The organism is Geobacillus thermodenitrificans subsp. thermodenitrificans DSM 465 (assembly GCF_000496575.1).
GTDB classification, from domain to species: domain Bacteria; phylum Bacillota; class Bacilli; order Bacillales; family Anoxybacillaceae; genus Geobacillus; species Geobacillus thermodenitrificans.
In genome coordinates, this window is record NZ_AYKT01000007.1 from 132,123 (window position 1) to 148,043 (window position 15,921).

Below are 15,921 nucleotides of genomic sequence, written 5' to 3' on the forward strand. Positions count from 1 at the left end.
TTTTTCTTTGGATTTGTCCGATGAAAGCTGATAAAATAAAAACGAATATTCACTGAATTTTGCGTAAGGGGGAGCTATTGATGAACTACTTGCCACAACAAGATCCGCAAGTGTTCGCCGCCATCGAACAAGAGCGGAAACGGCAGCATGCAAAAATTGAGCTAATCGCCTCAGAAAACTTTGTCAGCCGCGCCGTGATGGAAGCGCAAGGGTCGGTGATGACGAACAAGTATGCGGAAGGCTACCCAGGTCGCCGCTATTACGGTGGTTGCGAATACGTTGACGTAGTCGAAGATTTGGCGCGTGAACGGGCGAAGCAATTGTTCGGAGCAGAGCATGCGAACGTCCAACCGCATTCCGGAGCACAGGCGAACATGGCTGTCTATTTCACCGTCCTCAAGCCCGGCGATACTGTGCTTGGCATGAACTTGTCGCACGGCGGGCATTTGACGCACGGCAGCCCGGTCAACTTCAGCGGGGTTCAGTACAACTTTGTCGAATACGGCGTCGATCCGGAAACGCATGTCATTGACTATGATGATGTGCGCGAGAAAGCGCGCCTTCATCGGCCGAAGCTGATTGTCGCCGGCGCAAGTGCCTATCCGCGTGTCATCGATTTTGCCAAGTTCCGGGAAATCGCTGATGAAGTCGGCGCCTATTTAATGGTTGATATGGCCCATATTGCCGGTCTTGTTGCGGCAGGTCTTCATCCGAATCCAGTGCCGTATGCCCATTTTGTCACGACGACGACGCATAAAACATTGCGCGGCCCGCGCGGCGGAATGATTTTATGCCAAGAGCAGTTTGCGAAACAAATCGACAAATCCATTTTCCCTGGCATTCAAGGCGGCCCGCTTATGCATGTCATTGCCGCGAAAGCAGTCGCACTTGGTGAGGCGCTGCAAGATGACTTTAAAGTATACGCAAAGCGCATCATCGACAACGCTCAACGCCTTGCAGCCGCCTTGCAAAAAGAAGGGTTCACTCTTGTTTCCGGCGGCACGGACAACCATTTGCTGCTTGTTGACTTGCGCCCGCAACAGCTGACAGGGAAAACAGCGGAGAAAGTGTTGGATGAAGTCGGCATTACCGTCAATAAAAACACAATTCCGTATGATCCAGAAAGCCCGTTTGTCACGAGCGGCATCCGCATCGGTACAGCCGCGGTTACGACGCGCGGTTTTGGTTTGGAAGAAATGGATGAAATTGCTTCCCTTATCGGTCTTGTGCTGAAAAACATCGACAACGAGCAGGCGCTCGAGGAAGCACGCCAACGCGTCGTTGCCTTAACGGAAAAATTCCCGCTCTATCAAGACTAAGGGAACGAAGGGAGCGTTCCGGACAATCGAACGCTCCCTTACCTACGCTCACGCGATGATAAAGGCACACTGCCAATGATCGGTTGGGCAGTGTGCCTTTTCCTTTGCTTCAACGGTTGAACGGGCGCCCGTTTTCCAGTAGAATGTATAGAAGTGTACTGCATACATACGGAAGAGGAGATGACCTATGGCAAAAGTGTATGTATTTGACCATCCGCTCATCCAGCATAAACTGACGTACATTCGCGACAAGCATACAGGTACAAAAGAGTTTCGCGAACTCGTTGAAGAAGTGGCGACGTTGATGGCGTTTGAAATTACGCGCGACCTTCCGCTTGAGGAAGTGGAGATCGAAACTCCTGTCAGCCGGGCGAAAGCGAAAGTCATCGCCGGCAAAAAGCTTGGCGTCATCCCGATTCTGCGCGCCGGTATCGGCATGGTTGACGGCATCTTGAAGCTTATCCCGGCGGCAAAAGTCGGCCACGTCGGCCTGTACCGCGATCCGGAAACGCTCCAGCCAGTAGAATATTACGTCAAATTGCCAAGCGATGTCGAAGAACGTGATTTTATCATCGTCGATCCGATGCTCGCGACCGGTGGCTCGGCGGTGGCGGCGATCGAAGCATTGAAAAAGCGGGGGGCTAAAAGCATTAAGTTCATGTGCCTCATCGCGGCACCGGAAGGGGTCAAAGCGGTTGAAACGGCGCATCCGGACGTCGATATTTACATCGCTGCCCTCGATGAGCGGCTGAACGACCACGGCTATATAGTCCCCGGTCTTGGCGATGCTGGTGACCGACTGTTTGGAACGAAATGACAGTCGATGAGACAGGACGCCACGCATACGACGAAGAATAGGGTGCCCGCAATGGTCGGGACACCCTTTTTACATATGGAAACATTCTTGGTTATGACGACTATCAGCTTCGCCTACCATGCAGGGAGCTTCAAGAACTAGGTCAGGCAGAAAGAGTAGATAAAAATAAAATATATCATTATACGTGATATTTGTGAAAAGAAAATGAGAAATTGTCACAAATTATTAATATTTGCCCTGTGTGAATGTGGTTTTATGTGGAAACACATTGACATTAACCTAGTGGTATTGTATGCTTTACAGGGGACATATTGTGAGGGTTTTCACTGTCTGAAATCCCCCTTTCCTATCGGTTAGAGAGGTATATGGCCTATGAAAAAAAATGACCGCCACCCGTTTCGGGCTATTGGGTTAATGTCGGCAATTACATCACAGCTTGTCGGCTGTACGTTAGTCGGTTTGTTCGGCGGAAGATGGGCCGATCGACAATTAGACAGTGAACCGCTTTTTTTAGTTATTGGCCTGTTGCTCGGTTTGGCAGCGGGAGTTTTTGCCACGCTAAAAACAGTCCGACGCTTTTTTGAGGAATAAGAAGCCATGCTTGACATGATCGTGAAACGAATGCAAAAACAACTGTTTATATTGATGGCTTGTTACGCGTTAGGGTCGATATGGACAAAGTATGAAGCATGGTTTTTTAGTCTGCTCGTCGGCACGGCGGCAGGGTTGTACAGCATACGGCTGTTGGCCCGGCGTGTAATCAAAGTCGGAGAAGCGATCGCTGATGGGCGGCGTCCGCCATCACTAGGGACAATGGTTCGGTTTGCATTGGCTATTGCAGTCGCGCTGCTTGTGTCCCGTTACCCCCAACATTTGTCGATGGTGCCGGTTGTCATCGGCCTGTCCACCCCATACATTTTGTTGGTAGTAAATCATTTTTTACATAATGATCAATCAGTTACATAGAAAGTGAGGTGAACGATGATGGATCATAAGGCGCCACTTTATGAATTGTTTGGTCTCACATTTAACTTGGCCAATGTATTGATGGTGACCATCACTTGTATCATTGTATTGGCCATCGCTATTGCGGCAACGCGCAATCTTTCGATGAGGCCGACAGGGTTGCAAAACTTTATGGAATGGGTTGTCGATTTTGTGAAAGGAATCATTAAAAGCAACATGGACTGGGAGACAGGGGGGCGTTTTCATTTACTCGGTTTGACGCTCATTATGTATGTCTTTGTCGCTAATATGTTAGGTCTTCCGTTCTCCGTGGTTGTCCATGATGAATTATGGTGGAAATCACCGACAGCTGATCCGGCCATTACGTTGACGTTGGCTGTGATGGTTGTAGCCCTTTCCCACTATTACGGCATTAAATTGCGCGGTGCTTCTGAATATTTAAAAGGTTTTACAAGCCCAATGTGGTTTATGTTTCCTCTCAAAATCATTGAAGAATTCGCCAATACATTGACACTTGGTCTCCGTCTTTACGGAAACATTTTTGCCGGCGAAATTTTGCTTGCATTGCTTGTCGGGGGGCTGGCCACCGGTGTCGGAGGAACGATTGCCGCAATCATTCCGACAATGGTATGGCAAGCATTCAGTATTTTCGTTGGGGCCATTCAAGCATTCATTTTCACCATGCTAACAATGGTATACATGGCGCATAAAGTCAGCCATGATCATTAATCTTCATCTTAATACATGTTTGTTTACTATCATTTTTAAAATAAATCAACTTTTTAAGTTAACAAGGAGGATATCTCAATGGGTGTATTAGCTGCAGCAATTGCTATTGGTCTTGCCGCACTTGGTGCGGGTATCGGTAACGGTTTAATCGTTTCTCGTACAGTAGAAGGAATCGCACGCCAGCCTGAAGCGCGTGGTATGTTGCAAACGACAATGTTTATCGGGGTTGCGCTTGTTGAGGCGATTCCGATCATCGCGGTCGTTATCGCATTTATGGTACAAGGAAGATAACGAATGGGGAGCGCTTGTTAACGAAATGTTAACAAGCGCCTTCAACAAAAAGAAAGGTCAAAGTCATGATGGCGAAGATCATTCGGTAAGAACCTTCGCCATTGCTTTATGTATAGCCTTGACATAGAGGAACGACCGATCAAGCAATGTCCGGTCAAGACGCAACGGCCGAAAGGAGTGAACGAAAACATGTTAGCAGCATTACAAACAGCGGCGCTCGGCGCAGCGGCTGGGCACGGCGCGGTCAACAGCGGGGACATCATTTTTCAGCTTGTCGCGTTTATTTTGTTGATGCTTTTGCTTCGCAAATTTGCCTGGGGACCGCTCATGGGCGTCATGAAGCAACGTGAAGAGCATATTGCCAATGAAATCGACCAAGCGGAAAAACGCCGCCAAGAGGCAGAAAAGCTGCTTGAGGAGCAACGTGAGCTGCTGAAGCAATCGCGCCAAGAAGCGCAAACAATCCTTGAAAATGCTCGCAAGCTCGCCGAAGAGCAGAAGGAACAAATCGTCGCCTCGGCCCGTGCTGAAGCAGAGCGGGTGAAAGAAGCGGCGAAGCAAGAAATCGAGCGTGAAAAAGAACAGGCGATGGCTGCGCTCCGCGAACAAGTGGCTTCGTTGTCTGTCCTCATCGCCTCGAAAGTGATTGAAAGAGAATTGACCGAACAAGACCAGCGCAAGCTGATCGAAGCATACATTAAGGACATTCAAGAGGTAGGAGGAGCGCGATGAACCAAGAAGTGATCGCTAAACGGTATGCATCCGCTCTGTTTCAAATCGCGCTTGAACAACAGCAGCTGGACCAAATCGAAGAAGACATTCGCGCCGTGCGCCAAGCGTTGGCGGAAAACGGCGAGTTTTTATCGCTTCTTTCCAATCCGAAACTTTCCTTAGACAAGAAAAAAGCGCTCGTTCGCGAAGCGTTTGCCGGCGTTTCCGCTCCGGTGCAACATACGCTTTTGCTTCTTCTTGAGCGCCATCGCTTCGGCATTGTGCCTGAACTGGCCGAGCAGTTTATCGCCCTCGCTAACGACGCACGCGGTATCGCTGAGGCGGTCGCCTATTCGGCACGGCCGTTGACGGATGAAGAACTGCAGGCGCTTTCTGACGTATTTGCCAAAAAAGTTGGCAAAGAAACGCTCCGCATTGAAAATATCGTCGACCCGGAACTGATTGGCGGCGTGAAGTTGCGCATCGGCAACCGCATTTATGACGGCAGCGTCAGCGGACAGCTAGAACGGATTCAGCGGCAGCTCATTAGTTAACATTAGGAGACAGGGGTGAAAGGCATGAGCATTAGAGCGGAAGAAATTAGCGCGCTCATTAAGCAGCAGATTGAAAACTACGAATCGCAAATCCAAGTGAGCGACGTCGGTACCGTCATCCAAATCGGCGACGGGATCGCCCGCGTTCACGGACTTGATAACGTCATGTCCGGCGAGCTCGTTGAATTTGCCAACGGCGTTATGGGCATGGCGCTTAACTTGGAAGAAAACAACGTCGGTATCGTTATTTTAGGACCATACACAGGCATTAAAGAGGGAGACGAAGTACGCCGTACCGGTCGGATTATGGAAGTGCCGGTCGGGGAAGCGCTCATCGGTCGCGTCGTCAACCCGCTCGGTCAGCCAGTTGATGGCTTAGGCCCAGTGGAAACAACGGAAACGCGCCCGATTGAAAGCCCAGCGCCGGGCGTTATGGATCGGAAATCGGTTCACGAGCCGCTGCAAACCGGGATTAAAGCGATCGACGCTCTCGTGCCAATTGGGCGCGGACAGCGCGAGCTTATTATCGGTGACCGCCAAACAGGGAAAACGGCTGTAGCCATTGACACGATCTTGAATCAAAAAGGCCAAGACATGATTTGTATTTACGTCGCCATCGGACAAAAAGAATCGACGGTTCGTACGGTTGTTGAAACGCTCCGTAAACATGGTGCGCTCGACTATACAATCGTCGTCACCGCTTCGGCATCGCAACCGGCTCCGCTCTTGTTCTTGGCGCCTTATGCCGGTGTATCGATGGGCGAGTATTTCATGTATAAAGGGAAACACGTCTTAGTTGTCTACGACGACTTGTCGAAGCAAGCCGCTGCGTACCGCGAACTTTCGCTGTTGCTTCGTCGTCCGCCAGGCCGTGAAGCATACCCGGGGGATGTCTTCTACTTGCATTCCCGCCTGCTCGAGCGCGCAGCGAAATTGAGCGATGCCAAAGGGGCTGGCTCCTTGACTGCGCTTCCGTTCGTCGAAACGCAAGCGGGCGACATCTCCGCCTACATTCCGACGAACGTCATCTCGATCACGGACGGACAAATCTTCTTGCAATCGGACTTATTCTTCTCAGGCGTCCGCCCGGCGATCAACGCAGGGTTGTCTGTTTCGCGCGTCGGTGGTGCTGCGCAAATTAAAGCGATGAAAAAAGTATCGGGGACGCTCCGTTTGGACTTGGCGGCGTACCGTGAATTAGAAGCGTTCGCCCAATTCGGTTCCGACCTTGATAAAGCGACGCAAGCGAAGCTCGCTCGCGGAGCGCGCACGGTTGAGGTACTGAAACAAGACTTGCACCAACCGATTCCAGTCGAAAAACAAGTCGCTATCATTTACGCTCTGACGCGCGGCTTCTTGGATGACATTCCGGTCGAAGACGTGCGCCGTTTTGAAAAAGAATTTTTCTTGTGGCTCGACCAAAACGGGCAGCACTTGCTTGAACACATCCGTACGACGAAAGATCTTCCGAATGAGGAAGATTTCAATAAAGCGATCGAAGCGTTCAAGAAAACGTTTGTCGTTTCTCAATAAGGCTGACGGGGGCGTTTTGGCCCCCCGCGCCTGTTAGATCTCGTGCAGCAAAAAGGTGGTGAAACCTTTGGCATCGTTACGCGACATTAAAACGCGCATCAATTCGACGAAAAAAACGAGCCAGATTACGAAAGCGATGGAAATGGTCTCGACGTCGAAATTAAACCGCGCGGAGCAAAACGCGAAATCGTTCGTTCCGTACATGGAAAAAATGCAGGAAGTCGTAGCCAACGTCGCGCTTGGCGCCGGCGGCGCTTCCCATCCGATGCTCATCTCGCGCCCGGTGAAAAAGACGGGATATTTGGTCATTACATCGGACCGCGGCTTGGCCGGAGCATACAACAGCAACGTGTTGCGCACTGTTTATCAGACGATTCAAGCGCGCCACTCTTCTCCGGACGAGTACGCCATCATCGTTATCGGCCGCGTCGGATTAAACTTTTTCCGCAAACGGAACATGCCGGTTATTCTCGACATTACCCGCTTGCCGGATCAGCCGTCGTTTGCCGATATTAAAGAGATTGCTAACAAAGCGGTCGGATTGTTTGCCGACGGCACGTTTGATGAACTGTATATGTACTATAACCATTACGTGAGCGCGATCCAGCAAGATGTGACGGAACGGAAGCTGCTTCCGCTCACCGATTTGGCTGACAACCAGCAGCGCACGATGTACGAATTTGAACCGTCGCAAGAAGAAATTTTGGACGTCTTGTTGCCGCAATATGCGGAGAGCCTCATTTACGGCGCGTTGCTCGATGCAAAAGCGAGCGAACACGCCGCCCGGATGACAGCGATGAAGAACGCGACCGACAACGCGCATGAACTCATTCGCACGTTGACGCTTTCCTACAACCGCGCTCGCCAAGCTTCAATCACGCAAGAAATTACGGAAATTGTCGCCGGGGCAAACGCCTTGCAATAGCGGACTAGCAAGTTAGGAGGGAAAACGATGACAAGAGGACGCGTTATTCAAGTCATGGGTCCGGTTGTAGACGTCAAGTTCGAAAACGGTCACTTGCCGGCCATCTACAACGCCCTGAAAATTCAACATCAAGCGCGCAACGAAAACGAAGTCGACATCGACTTGACATTGGAAGTCGCCTTGCACCTTGGCGATGATACAGTACGGACGATCGCGATGGCGTCCACTGACGGTTTGATCCGCGGCATGGAAGTCGTAGACACTGGTGCGCCGATCTCGGTGCCGGTTGGCGATGTCACGCTCGGCCGCGTCTTTAACGTCTTAGGTGAGCCGATCGACTTGCAAGATGACATTCCGGCTGAAGCCCGTCGCGACCCGATTCACCGTCCGGCGCCAAAATTCGAGGAATTGGCGACGGAAGTCGAAATTTTGGAAACCGGGATTAAAGTCGTCGACTTGCTTGCCCCGTATATTAAAGGTGGTAAGATCGGCTTGTTCGGCGGTGCCGGCGTAGGGAAAACGGTCTTGATCCAAGAGTTGATCCATAACATCGCCCAAGAGCACGGCGGGATTTCCGTCTTCGCTGGCGTCGGTGAACGGACGCGTGAAGGAAACGACTTGTACCATGAAATGAAAGATTCCGGCGTTATTAGCAAAACGGCCATGGTGTTCGGACAAATGAACGAGCCGCCGGGAGCACGGATGCGTGTTGCGTTGACCGGCTTGACGATGGCCGAATATTTCCGTGATGAGCAAGGTCAAGACGTGTTGCTCTTTATTGACAACATTTTCCGCTTCACACAGGCTGGTTCGGAAGTATCAGCGTTGTTAGGCCGCATGCCGTCTGCCGTTGGTTATCAGCCGACATTGGCGACGGAGATGGGTCAATTGCAAGAGCGGATCACGTCAACGTCGAAAGGCTCGATCACCTCGATCCAGGCGATTTACGTTCCGGCCGACGACTACACTGACCCGGCTCCGGCGACGACGTTCTCGCACTTGGATGCGACGACGAACCTTGAGCGGAAGCTCGCCGAGATGGGGATTTATCCGGCCGTTGACCCGCTTGCTTCGACATCGCGTGCATTGGCACCGGAAATTGTTGGCGAAGAGCATTACCAAGTTGCTCGTCGCGTACAACAAACGTTGCAACGCTATAAAGAACTGCAAGACATTATCGCCATCTTAGGGATGGACGAACTGTCAGACGAAGACAAGCTCGTCGTCCACCGTGCCCGCCGCATTCAATTTTTCTTGTCGCAAAACTTCCACGTGGCGGAACAGTTCACGGGCCAACCGGGTTCGTACGTACCGGTTAAGGAAACGGTGCGTGGCTTTAAAGAAATTCTGGATGGAAAGTATGACCACCTTCCGGAAGATGCGTTCCGCTTAGTCGGCCGCATTGAAGAAGTTGTCGAAAAAGCGAAAGCTATGGGTGTCGAAGTGTGACCCGGGATAGGGGGATTGGACAATGAAAACGATCCGTGTGAGCGTCGTCACTCCTGATGGCCCGGTATACGAAGGCGATGTGGAAATGGTAAGCGTGAAGGCGAAAAGCGGAGAACTTGGCATTTTGCCGGGACACATCCCGCTTGTCGCCCCGCTCGAGATTAGCGCGGCCCGTCTGAAAAAGGACGGCAAAACAAGCTATGTTGCGGTCAGCGGCGGCTTTTTAGAAGTCCGCCCGGACAAAGTGACGATTTTGGCCCAAGCAGCTGAACGCGCGGAAGACATCGATGTCCTTCGTGCCAAAGCAGCAAAAGAGCGGGCGGAACGCCGTCTGCAAAGCCAGCAGGACGATATCGACTTCAAGCGGGCCGAACTGGCGTTAAAACGCGCCATGAACCGCTTGAACGTTGCTGGAATGAAATAAGCAGAGAAGCGAATGCTTCTCTGCTTTTTTATGGCTTGTCCGATCTGTCGACTCACTATGACTTGGCGGTTTTTCGCGATTTCCTACAGTGTTGGCAGTGATAACCCGAAGTTTTGCTGACACGACTGGATATAAATGTTATAATGAAATCGATGAAATTATTTAAAAATTTTATCATTAACATCATACGTATGTAATAAACCGGGAAGGGGGCGAGCTGGTTGAGCAACATTTATGCCAATAGTTATTTGATTGTCTTTGTCTTTCTTTGCCTTGGGGTGTTGCTTCCGATCGGGGCGCTTACAATCGGACGATGGCTGCGGCCAAACGTGCCGGATGAGGCAAAGGCAACGACGTATGAAAGCGGTAACATTCCGTTTCATGACTCGCGCATCCAGTTTCAAGTCCGTTATTACTTATTTGCTTTGTTATTTGTCATTTTTGACGTCGAGACGGTGTTTTTATATCCATGGGCCGTTGTCTATGATCAACTCGGCCTATTTGCTTTAGTGGAGATGATCATTTTCATCGTTTTGCTTGCCATTGGCCTCATTTATGCTTGGAAAAAGAAGGTGTTACGATGGATGTAAAATGGGATAGTATGACCTTCGATGAAATGGAAGAAGTAAAGCGCAACGTGTTTTTTACGACGCTGGAGCAGTTAAAAGGATGGGCGCGAAGCAACTCGCTCTGGCCGCTGACGTTCGGTCTTGCCTGTTGTGCGATTGAGATGATGGCAGTCGGTGGCGCCCATTATGACCTTGATCGGTTTGGTTCATTTTTCCGCGCCTCGCCGCGGCAATCAGATGTCATGATCGTTTCCGGAACCGTGACGAAAAAAATGGCACCGCTTTTGCGTCGGTTGTATGATCAAATGCCGGAGCCAAAATGGGTGATCGCCATGGGGTCGTGTGCGACGGCGGGAGGACCGTACGTCAAATCGTACAGCGTCGTGAAAGGGGTTGACCAAATTGTCCCAGTCGACGTGTACATACCTGGCTGTCCGCCGAACCCTGCGGCACTGATTTATGGCATTCATAAATTAAAAGAAAAAATCCGTTTGGAAGCCAAAACGGGGAAGAAGGTGTTGTAACCGATGGATGAGGAAAAAGATTTGGCCCAGCGCAAAAAAGAAGCAGCCGAGCGGGCGAGACAGCTAGCGCGCGAACGGCTGGCCGCCAAGCAAGCAGCCGAACAGGCCAAGTCAGCCGCTGATCACGGCGACACGTCAACCGGAGAATTGAAAACGCCTTCTGACTTGTCCACCGATTCGGTAACTGAAGGATCGGATGCGGCGCAGCCGTCATCAGCGGAAGAGCTCGCTGCAGCAAAAAAGCGGGCCGCAGAAGAAGCGCGAGCGAAAGCAGCGGAACTGCGGCGACAGCGTGAGGCGGCCGCGACCGGGGGCGCGACGGAAGAAGACCTGGCTGCGGCGAAGAAAAAAGCGGCAGAAGAAGCGCGAGCGAAAGCGGCGGAACTGCGGCGACAGCGTGAGGCGGCCGCGACCGGAGGCGCGACGGAAGAAGACATTGCCGCGGCGAAGAGAAAAGCGGCAGAAGAAGCACGGGCGAAAGCGGCGGAACTGCGGCGACAGCGCGAGGCGGCCGCGACCGGAGGCGCGACGGAAGAAGACCTGGCTGCGGCGAAGAAAAAAGCGGCAGAAGAAGCGCGAGCGAAAGCGGCGGAACTGCGGCGACAGCGTGAGGCGGCCGCGACCGGAGGCGCGACGGAAGAAGACATTGCCGCGGCGAAGAGAAAAGCGGCAGAAGAAGCACGGGCGAAAGCGGCGGAACTGCGGCGACAGCGCGAGGCGGCCGCGACCGGAGGCGCGACGGAAGAAGACCTGGCTGCGGCGAAGAAAAAAGCGGCAGAAGAAGCGCGAGCGAAAGCGGCGGAACTGCGGCGACAGCGTGAGGCCGCTGCGGCCGGAGGCACGACGGAAGAAGACCTCGAGTTAGCGAAGAAAAAGGCGGCAGCGGCTGCCAAAGCGAAGGCAGCAGCGCTAGCCAAACAAAAGGCGGCCGCGGCGGGAAGCGATGACGAGCTGGCGAAGAAAAAAGCTGCGGCTGCAGCGAAGGCGAAAGCCGCTGCCGCGGCGAAAGCGCGGGCTGCCGCTATGGCAAAACAGCAAGGCGACGGTGCTGGCGATGATGATACGGCGAAACAAAAGGCAGCCGCCGCTGCGAAGGCAAAAGCAGCAGCCGCCGCCCGCGCCAAGGCCAAAGCCGCTGGCGCTAGAGGCGGAACGGAACAGCCGTCTTCCCCGTCGCCGAACGATCCGCTGCTGCAAAAGTATGTCCGCGTTATTGAGGAACATCTTGGGCCGGATGTGCTCGAAGACGCCTATATCAACCGGTTGGCGAAAGACGTGCCGACGCTTGTTGTCAATAAAGAAGCGTATTACAAAGTGGCTGAGTTTTTAAAATACAATGAGCAACTCCGGTTTGATTATTTGTCCGAGTTGCACGGCACCGATTTTCAGACACATATGGAAGTGTACGTCCATTTGTATTCCTATCCGAAACGGCAACCGGTGGCGCTCAAAGTGAAAATCGACCGCGACAACCCGGAAATCGATTCGCTCGTTCCGCTTTGGCCAGGGGCGAACTGGCCGGAATGCGAAGCGTACGATTTGCTTGGCATCCGATTCCGCGGCCACCCGAACTTAATCCGCATCTTCCTAGGGGAGCAATGGGTCGGGCATCCGCTGCGCAAAGATTACGAGCCGTATGATGCGGAGGTGTGAACGATGCTGCGCACAGAAGAAATGATCTTAAACGTCGGCCCCCAGCACCCAAGTACGCACGGGGTATTTCGCCTCATTTTAAAAATTGACGGTGAAATCATCCAAGAAGCGACGCCGGTCATCGGCTACTTGCACCGCGGGACGGAGAAAATCGCTGAAGGGCTGCAATATACACAAATCATCCCGTATACCGACCGGATGGACTATTTGTCGGCGATGACGAACAACTATGTGCTTTGCCATGCGGTTGAAACCATGATGGGCATTGAAGTGCCGGAGCGGGCCGAGTATTTGCGCGTTCTCGCGATGGAGCTTGGGCGAATTGCCAGCCATCTCGTCTGGTGGGGGACGTATTTGCTTGACCTCGGCGCGACGAGCCCGTTTTTGTATGCATTCCGCGAGCGCGAAATGATTATTAATCTATTAAATGAGCTGTCCGGGGCGCGGTTGACGTTTAACTATATGCGCATTGGCGGCGTCAAATGGGACGCGCCGGACGGCTGGATCGACAAAGTGAAACAGTTTGTTCCATACATGCGGGAAAAACTAGCCGGCTACCATGACCTTGTCACCGGCAACGAGATTTTCCGTGAACGCGTCACCGGCGTCGGGAGGTATACGAAAGAAGAAGCGATCAGTTATTCATTAAGCGGGGTCAACTTGCGGTCGACCGGCGTCAAATGGGACTTGCGCAAAGATGAGCCATATTCAGTCTATGACCGGTTTGATTTTGATGTTCCGGTGCGCGAGGGCGGCGACTGCCTTGCCCGCTATGAATGCCGGATGGCAGAAATTGAACAGTCGCTTCGTATTATTGAACAGGCATGTGAGCAGTTTCCGGCCGACGGGCCGATTATGGGCAAAGTGCCGCGCATCATTAAGGCGCCACCGGGCGAGACGTTTGTCCGCATCGAAGCGCCGCGCGGCGAGATCGGTTGCTATATTGCGAGCGACGGCAAAAAAGAGCCGTACCGTCTCAAATTCCGGCGCCCGTCGTTTTACAACTTGCAAATACTCCCGAAGCTGCTTAAAGGAGAAAATTTGGCCAACGTCATCGCCATTCTCGGATCGATTGACATTGTGCTCGGGGAGGTCGACGGATAATGGAACAATGGCTCGAATCGGCGCCAGGCTGGACGAATGTCGCCGTCTTCTTCGGGCTTGGGGCGCTTTTGCTGCTAGTCGTGCTCGGGTTCGTCACATACGCCATTTTGGCGGAACGGAAAGTGATGGGATTTATGCAAGGGCGCATCGGCCCGAACCAAGTTGGCGGCCGTCTAGGGCTGTTGCAAACGGTCGCTGACGTATTAAAGCTGCTGTTAAAGGAAGATACAATTCCGAAAGCGGCTGACCGCCCGCTGTACGTGTTGGCGCCGATCATCGCCTTTACGCCGTCATTTATGGTGTTGGCGGCGCTGCCGTTTACCGATGCGTTCCGATTTGCCGATATCGGCGTTGGCCTATTGTACTATATTGCTGTTTCTGGATTAACCACGATCGGCGTTGTCACCGGCGGCTGGGCATCCAACAACAAATACGCCTTGCTTGGCGGCATGCGCGCGGCAGCGCAAATGATTTCATACGAAATTCCGCTCGTCATGTCGGCGCTTGGCGTCGTGCTCTTGGCTGGAAGCATGAATTTGGTCGACATTGTCACAGCGCAAGACAACGTTTGGTTTATTTTTGCCCAACCGCTCGCCTTCTTGATCTTCTTTATTGCTGCAGTGGCTGAGTTGAATCGGGTGCCGTTTGACTTACCGGAGGCGGAATCTGAGCTTGTTTCCGGATTTCACGTCGAATATTCCGGATTCCGTTGGGCGTTCTTTATGCTTGCTGAGTATGTCTATTTGTTTGCGATGGCCGCTTTGATTACGATTTTGTTTTTAGGCGGTTGGCACCCAGTTGCGTTTCTCGGCTGGATTCCTGGCTCTGTCTGGTTTGCGCTTAAGTTTTGTGCCATCGTCTATGTCTTGATCTGGTTTCGCGCGACGTTCCCGCGCGTGCGCGCCGACCAGCTGATGGAGTTTGCCTGGAAAGTGCTGCTTCCGCTTTCGCTCGTCAACATCGTGTTGACGGCTGTGATTAAATCGTTATTCTTCTAAAAAATGAGGCGCCTGCCTTGTGAGAGAGGCGGTCGTTATCCATAGGCACGGCTTCTTTCAAGGCAAGAGGCCGTGCAGAACGCCATTTTTCCCATGAGAGGGGTTGGACGGATGATCGGGTTAGTAAAAGGATTAGCGTATACGTTAAAAGAATTGACGCGCGAAAAAGTAACGTACAAGTACCCGCATGAGCCGCTCCCGCTCCCGGACCGGTTTCGCGGCATCCAAAAATTTTATCCGGAAAAATGCATCGTCTGCAATCAGTGCATGAACATTTGTCCGACGCAATGCATTCAGCTGACCGGGAAAAAACATCCCGATCCGACGAAAAAAGGGAAAGTGATCGAGACGTACAACATTAACTTTGAAATTTGCATTTTATGCGACTTATGCACGGAAGTTTGCCCGACGGAAGCGATTGTCATGACGAACAACTTCGAACTCGCTGAATACAGCCGTGATGCCCTGTATAAAGATTTGACTTGGCTCGATGAAAACGACACGAACGTAAGAAGGGAGAATAAGCCGTGAGCGGAACCGACATTGCCTTTTTCCTGCTTGCCCTTGCAGCCATTGCTGGCGGGGTGACGATGCTTCAACTGACGAACGTCGTCCATATGGTGATCGCCCTCGTCATGACGTTTTTGGGCATCGCTGGGCTGTACGTTCTGCTTTCTGCTGAGTTCGTCGCCGTCGTGCAAGTGCTCATTTATTCTGGAGCCATTACGATCATTATGCTATTTGCCATCATGCTGACGCGTCATCACGCCGACGACAAGGAGCGTCAAACGACGGGCGGCGTTTGGCATAGAGCGGTTGCCGCCATCTCTGTTCTCGCCTTTGGTCTTGCCGTTTATTTTGGCATCCGCCGTCTCGATTTCGGCGCTGATGGCAGCGCGCTGGCGGCTGATAACGCGCGCGAGATCGGCAAATGGCTGTATTCGTATTATACGATTCCGTTTGAAATCGTGTCCGTCATTTTGCTCGTCGCCTTGATCGGGGCGATCGTGCTGGCGAAAAAAGACGGCAAGGGAGCGGAAGATAAATGACATTATCAGCTTATTTAGCGTTAGCGCTCATCTTGTTTTGCATTGGGCTGTATGGGGCGCTCACGAAACGAAATACGGTCATTGTCCTCATTTGTATCGAACTGATGTTAAATGCGGTCAACATCAATTTCGTCGCTTTTGCCAAATACGGCGCCCATCCCGGCGTTCACGGGCACGTGTTCGCATTGTTTGCGATCGCCATAGCGGCGGCGGAGGCGGCTGTCGGATTGGCAGCGCTCATCGCCTTTTACCGCAACCGCAAAACGGTTCAAGTCGATGAAGCCAATTCATTGAAACATTAGAAAA

20 protein-coding genes are annotated in these 15,921 nt (G+C 52.3%); all 20 read left to right on the forward strand.

Annotated elements, in window-relative coordinates:
• Positions 1 to 80 precede the first annotated feature (80 nt).
• The 20 genes from glyA to nuoK all read left to right on the forward strand — a co-directional run bounded on the left by glyA (position 81) and on the right by nuoK (position 15,917).
• Positions 81 to 1,319: a serine hydroxymethyltransferase gene (glyA, locus tag DSM465_RS0108700; protein WP_008880703.1), complete on the forward strand. Its 1,239-nt coding sequence runs from the start codon at positions 81 to 83 to the stop codon at positions 1,317 to 1,319.
• Between the two features lie 187 nt (positions 1,320 to 1,506).
• On the forward strand, positions 1,507 to 2,136 hold the full coding sequence (gene upp, locus DSM465_RS0108705; protein WP_029761121.1) for a uracil phosphoribosyltransferase: 630 nt from the start codon (positions 1,507 to 1,509) through the stop codon (positions 2,134 to 2,136).
• A gap of 372 nt (positions 2,137 to 2,508) precedes the next feature.
• Positions 2,509 to 2,727, forward strand: a complete 219-nt coding sequence (locus tag DSM465_RS0108710) for an AtpZ/AtpI family protein (RefSeq protein WP_008880700.1) — start codon at positions 2,509 to 2,511, stop codon at positions 2,725 to 2,727.
• Between the two features lie 6 nt (positions 2,728 to 2,733).
• Complete coding sequence (locus tag DSM465_RS0108715; protein WP_008880699.1) at positions 2,734 to 3,102, forward strand: ATP synthase subunit I; 369 nt, start codon at positions 2,734 to 2,736, stop codon at positions 3,100 to 3,102.
• A gap of 18 nt (positions 3,103 to 3,120) precedes the next feature.
• Positions 3,121 to 3,831, forward strand: coding sequence for a F0F1 ATP synthase subunit A (atpB, locus tag DSM465_RS0108720; protein WP_011888399.1), 711 nt, complete (start codon positions 3,121 to 3,123; stop codon positions 3,829 to 3,831).
• 78 nt (positions 3,832 to 3,909) lie between these two features.
• Positions 3,910 to 4,122, forward strand: coding sequence for a F0F1 ATP synthase subunit C (gene atpE / locus DSM465_RS0108725; protein ID WP_003253662.1), 213 nt, complete (start codon positions 3,910 to 3,912; stop codon positions 4,120 to 4,122).
• 189 nt (positions 4,123 to 4,311) lie between these two features.
• Positions 4,312 to 4,854, forward strand: a complete 543-nt coding sequence (gene atpF, locus DSM465_RS0108730; protein ID WP_029761124.1) for a F0F1 ATP synthase subunit B — start codon at positions 4,312 to 4,314, stop codon at positions 4,852 to 4,854.
• On the forward strand, positions 4,851 to 5,387 hold the full coding sequence (locus DSM465_RS0108735) for a F0F1 ATP synthase subunit delta (RefSeq protein WP_008880696.1): 537 nt from the start codon (positions 4,851 to 4,853) through the stop codon (positions 5,385 to 5,387). Before atpF ends, DSM465_RS0108735 begins: the two co-directional genes overlap by 4 nt.
• A 24-nt stretch (positions 5,388 to 5,411) precedes the next feature.
• Positions 5,412 to 6,920 carry a F0F1 ATP synthase subunit alpha gene (gene atpA, locus DSM465_RS0108740; protein ID WP_011888397.1) on the forward strand — a complete coding sequence of 503 codons (1,509 nt, stop codon included), beginning with the start codon at positions 5,412 to 5,414 and terminating at the stop codon, positions 6,918 to 6,920.
• A gap of 67 nt (positions 6,921 to 6,987) precedes the next feature.
• Positions 6,988 to 7,845: an ATP synthase F1 subunit gamma gene (gene atpG, locus DSM465_RS0108745; RefSeq protein ID WP_008880694.1), complete on the forward strand. Its 858-nt coding sequence runs from the start codon at positions 6,988 to 6,990 to the stop codon at positions 7,843 to 7,845.
• A gap of 27 nt (positions 7,846 to 7,872) precedes the next feature.
• Positions 7,873 to 9,294 (forward strand): F0F1 ATP synthase subunit beta, encoded by a 1,422-nt coding sequence (gene atpD / locus DSM465_RS0108750; RefSeq protein WP_008880693.1) that lies wholly within the window; start codon positions 7,873 to 7,875, stop codon positions 9,292 to 9,294.
• Positions 9,295 to 9,316: 22 nt separating this feature from the next.
• Entirely contained in the window at positions 9,317 to 9,718 is a 402-nt protein-coding gene (locus DSM465_RS0108755) for a F0F1 ATP synthase subunit epsilon (protein WP_008880692.1), read from the forward strand.
• 221 nt (positions 9,719 to 9,939) lie between these two features.
• Positions 9,940 to 10,308 (forward strand): NADH-quinone oxidoreductase subunit A, encoded by a 369-nt coding sequence (locus DSM465_RS0108760; protein ID WP_008880691.1) that lies wholly within the window; start codon positions 9,940 to 9,942, stop codon positions 10,306 to 10,308.
• Positions 10,299 to 10,811, forward strand: a complete 513-nt coding sequence (locus DSM465_RS0108765) for a NuoB/complex I 20 kDa subunit family protein (protein WP_011888395.1) — start codon at positions 10,299 to 10,301, stop codon at positions 10,809 to 10,811. The genes DSM465_RS0108760 and DSM465_RS0108765 overlap by 10 nt, the downstream gene beginning before the upstream one ends.
• A gap of 3 nt (positions 10,812 to 10,814) precedes the next feature.
• Positions 10,815 to 12,464 carry an NADH-quinone oxidoreductase subunit C gene (locus DSM465_RS18245; RefSeq protein ID WP_035498355.1) on the forward strand — a complete coding sequence of 550 codons (1,650 nt, stop codon included), beginning with the start codon at positions 10,815 to 10,817 and terminating at the stop codon, positions 12,462 to 12,464.
• 3 nt (positions 12,465 to 12,467) lie between these two features.
• Entirely contained in the window at positions 12,468 to 13,568 is a 1,101-nt protein-coding gene (locus DSM465_RS0108775) for an NADH-quinone oxidoreductase subunit D (protein WP_008880688.1), read from the forward strand.
• Positions 13,565 to 14,566 (forward strand): NADH-quinone oxidoreductase subunit NuoH, encoded by a 1,002-nt coding sequence (nuoH, locus tag DSM465_RS0108780; protein ID WP_029761126.1) that lies wholly within the window; start codon positions 13,565 to 13,567, stop codon positions 14,564 to 14,566. The genes DSM465_RS0108775 and nuoH overlap by 4 nt, the downstream gene beginning before the upstream one ends.
• 111 nt (positions 14,567 to 14,677) lie before the next feature.
• A complete protein-coding gene (gene nuoI, locus DSM465_RS0108785; protein WP_008880686.1) occupies positions 14,678 to 15,097 on the forward strand; it encodes an NADH-quinone oxidoreductase subunit NuoI in 420 nt (139 codons plus the stop codon).
• A complete protein-coding gene (locus tag DSM465_RS0108790) occupies positions 15,094 to 15,615 on the forward strand; it encodes an NADH-quinone oxidoreductase subunit J (RefSeq protein ID WP_011888392.1) in 522 nt (173 codons plus the stop codon). Before nuoI ends, DSM465_RS0108790 begins: the two co-directional genes overlap by 4 nt.
• Positions 15,612 to 15,917 carry an NADH-quinone oxidoreductase subunit NuoK gene (gene nuoK / locus DSM465_RS0108795; protein WP_008880684.1) on the forward strand — a complete coding sequence of 102 codons (306 nt, stop codon included), beginning with the start codon at positions 15,612 to 15,614 and terminating at the stop codon, positions 15,915 to 15,917. Before DSM465_RS0108790 ends, nuoK begins: the two co-directional genes overlap by 4 nt.
• Positions 15,918 to 15,921: the final 4 nt, after the last annotated feature.

Excerpts from the sequence above, each read along its gene's own strand:
- glyA (WP_008880703.1), top strand. The coding sequence starts at position 81 with ATGAACTACTTGCCACAACAAGATCCGCAAGTGTTCGCCGCCATCGAA.
- upp (WP_029761121.1), top strand. The coding sequence starts at position 1,507 with ATGGCAAAAGTGTATGTATTTGACCATCCGCTCATCCAGCATAAACTG.
- DSM465_RS0108710 (WP_008880700.1), top strand. The coding sequence starts at position 2,509 with ATGAAAAAAAATGACCGCCACCCGTTTCGGGCTATTGGGTTAATGTCG.
- DSM465_RS0108715 (WP_008880699.1), top strand. The coding sequence starts at position 2,734 with ATGCTTGACATGATCGTGAAACGAATGCAAAAACAACTGTTTATATTG.
- atpB (WP_011888399.1), top strand. The coding sequence starts at position 3,121 with ATGGATCATAAGGCGCCACTTTATGAATTGTTTGGTCTCACATTTAAC.
- atpE (WP_003253662.1), top strand. The coding sequence starts at position 3,910 with ATGGGTGTATTAGCTGCAGCAATTGCTATTGGTCTTGCCGCACTTGGT.
- atpF (WP_029761124.1), top strand. The coding sequence starts at position 4,312 with ATGTTAGCAGCATTACAAACAGCGGCGCTCGGCGCAGCGGCTGGGCAC.
- DSM465_RS0108735 (WP_008880696.1), top strand. The coding sequence starts at position 4,851 with ATGAACCAAGAAGTGATCGCTAAACGGTATGCATCCGCTCTGTTTCAA.
- atpA (WP_011888397.1), top strand. The coding sequence starts at position 5,412 with ATGAGCATTAGAGCGGAAGAAATTAGCGCGCTCATTAAGCAGCAGATT.
- atpD (WP_008880693.1), top strand. The coding sequence starts at position 7,873 with ATGACAAGAGGACGCGTTATTCAAGTCATGGGTCCGGTTGTAGACGTC.
- DSM465_RS0108755 (WP_008880692.1), top strand. The coding sequence starts at position 9,317 with ATGAAAACGATCCGTGTGAGCGTCGTCACTCCTGATGGCCCGGTATAC.
- DSM465_RS0108765 (WP_011888395.1), top strand. The coding sequence starts at position 10,299 with ATGGATGTAAAATGGGATAGTATGACCTTCGATGAAATGGAAGAAGTA.
- DSM465_RS18245 (WP_035498355.1), top strand. The coding sequence starts at position 10,815 with ATGGATGAGGAAAAAGATTTGGCCCAGCGCAAAAAAGAAGCAGCCGAG.
- DSM465_RS0108775 (WP_008880688.1), top strand. The coding sequence starts at position 12,468 with ATGCTGCGCACAGAAGAAATGATCTTAAACGTCGGCCCCCAGCACCCA.
- nuoI (WP_008880686.1), top strand. The coding sequence starts at position 14,678 with ATGATCGGGTTAGTAAAAGGATTAGCGTATACGTTAAAAGAATTGACG.
- nuoK (WP_008880684.1), top strand. The coding sequence starts at position 15,612 with ATGACATTATCAGCTTATTTAGCGTTAGCGCTCATCTTGTTTTGCATT.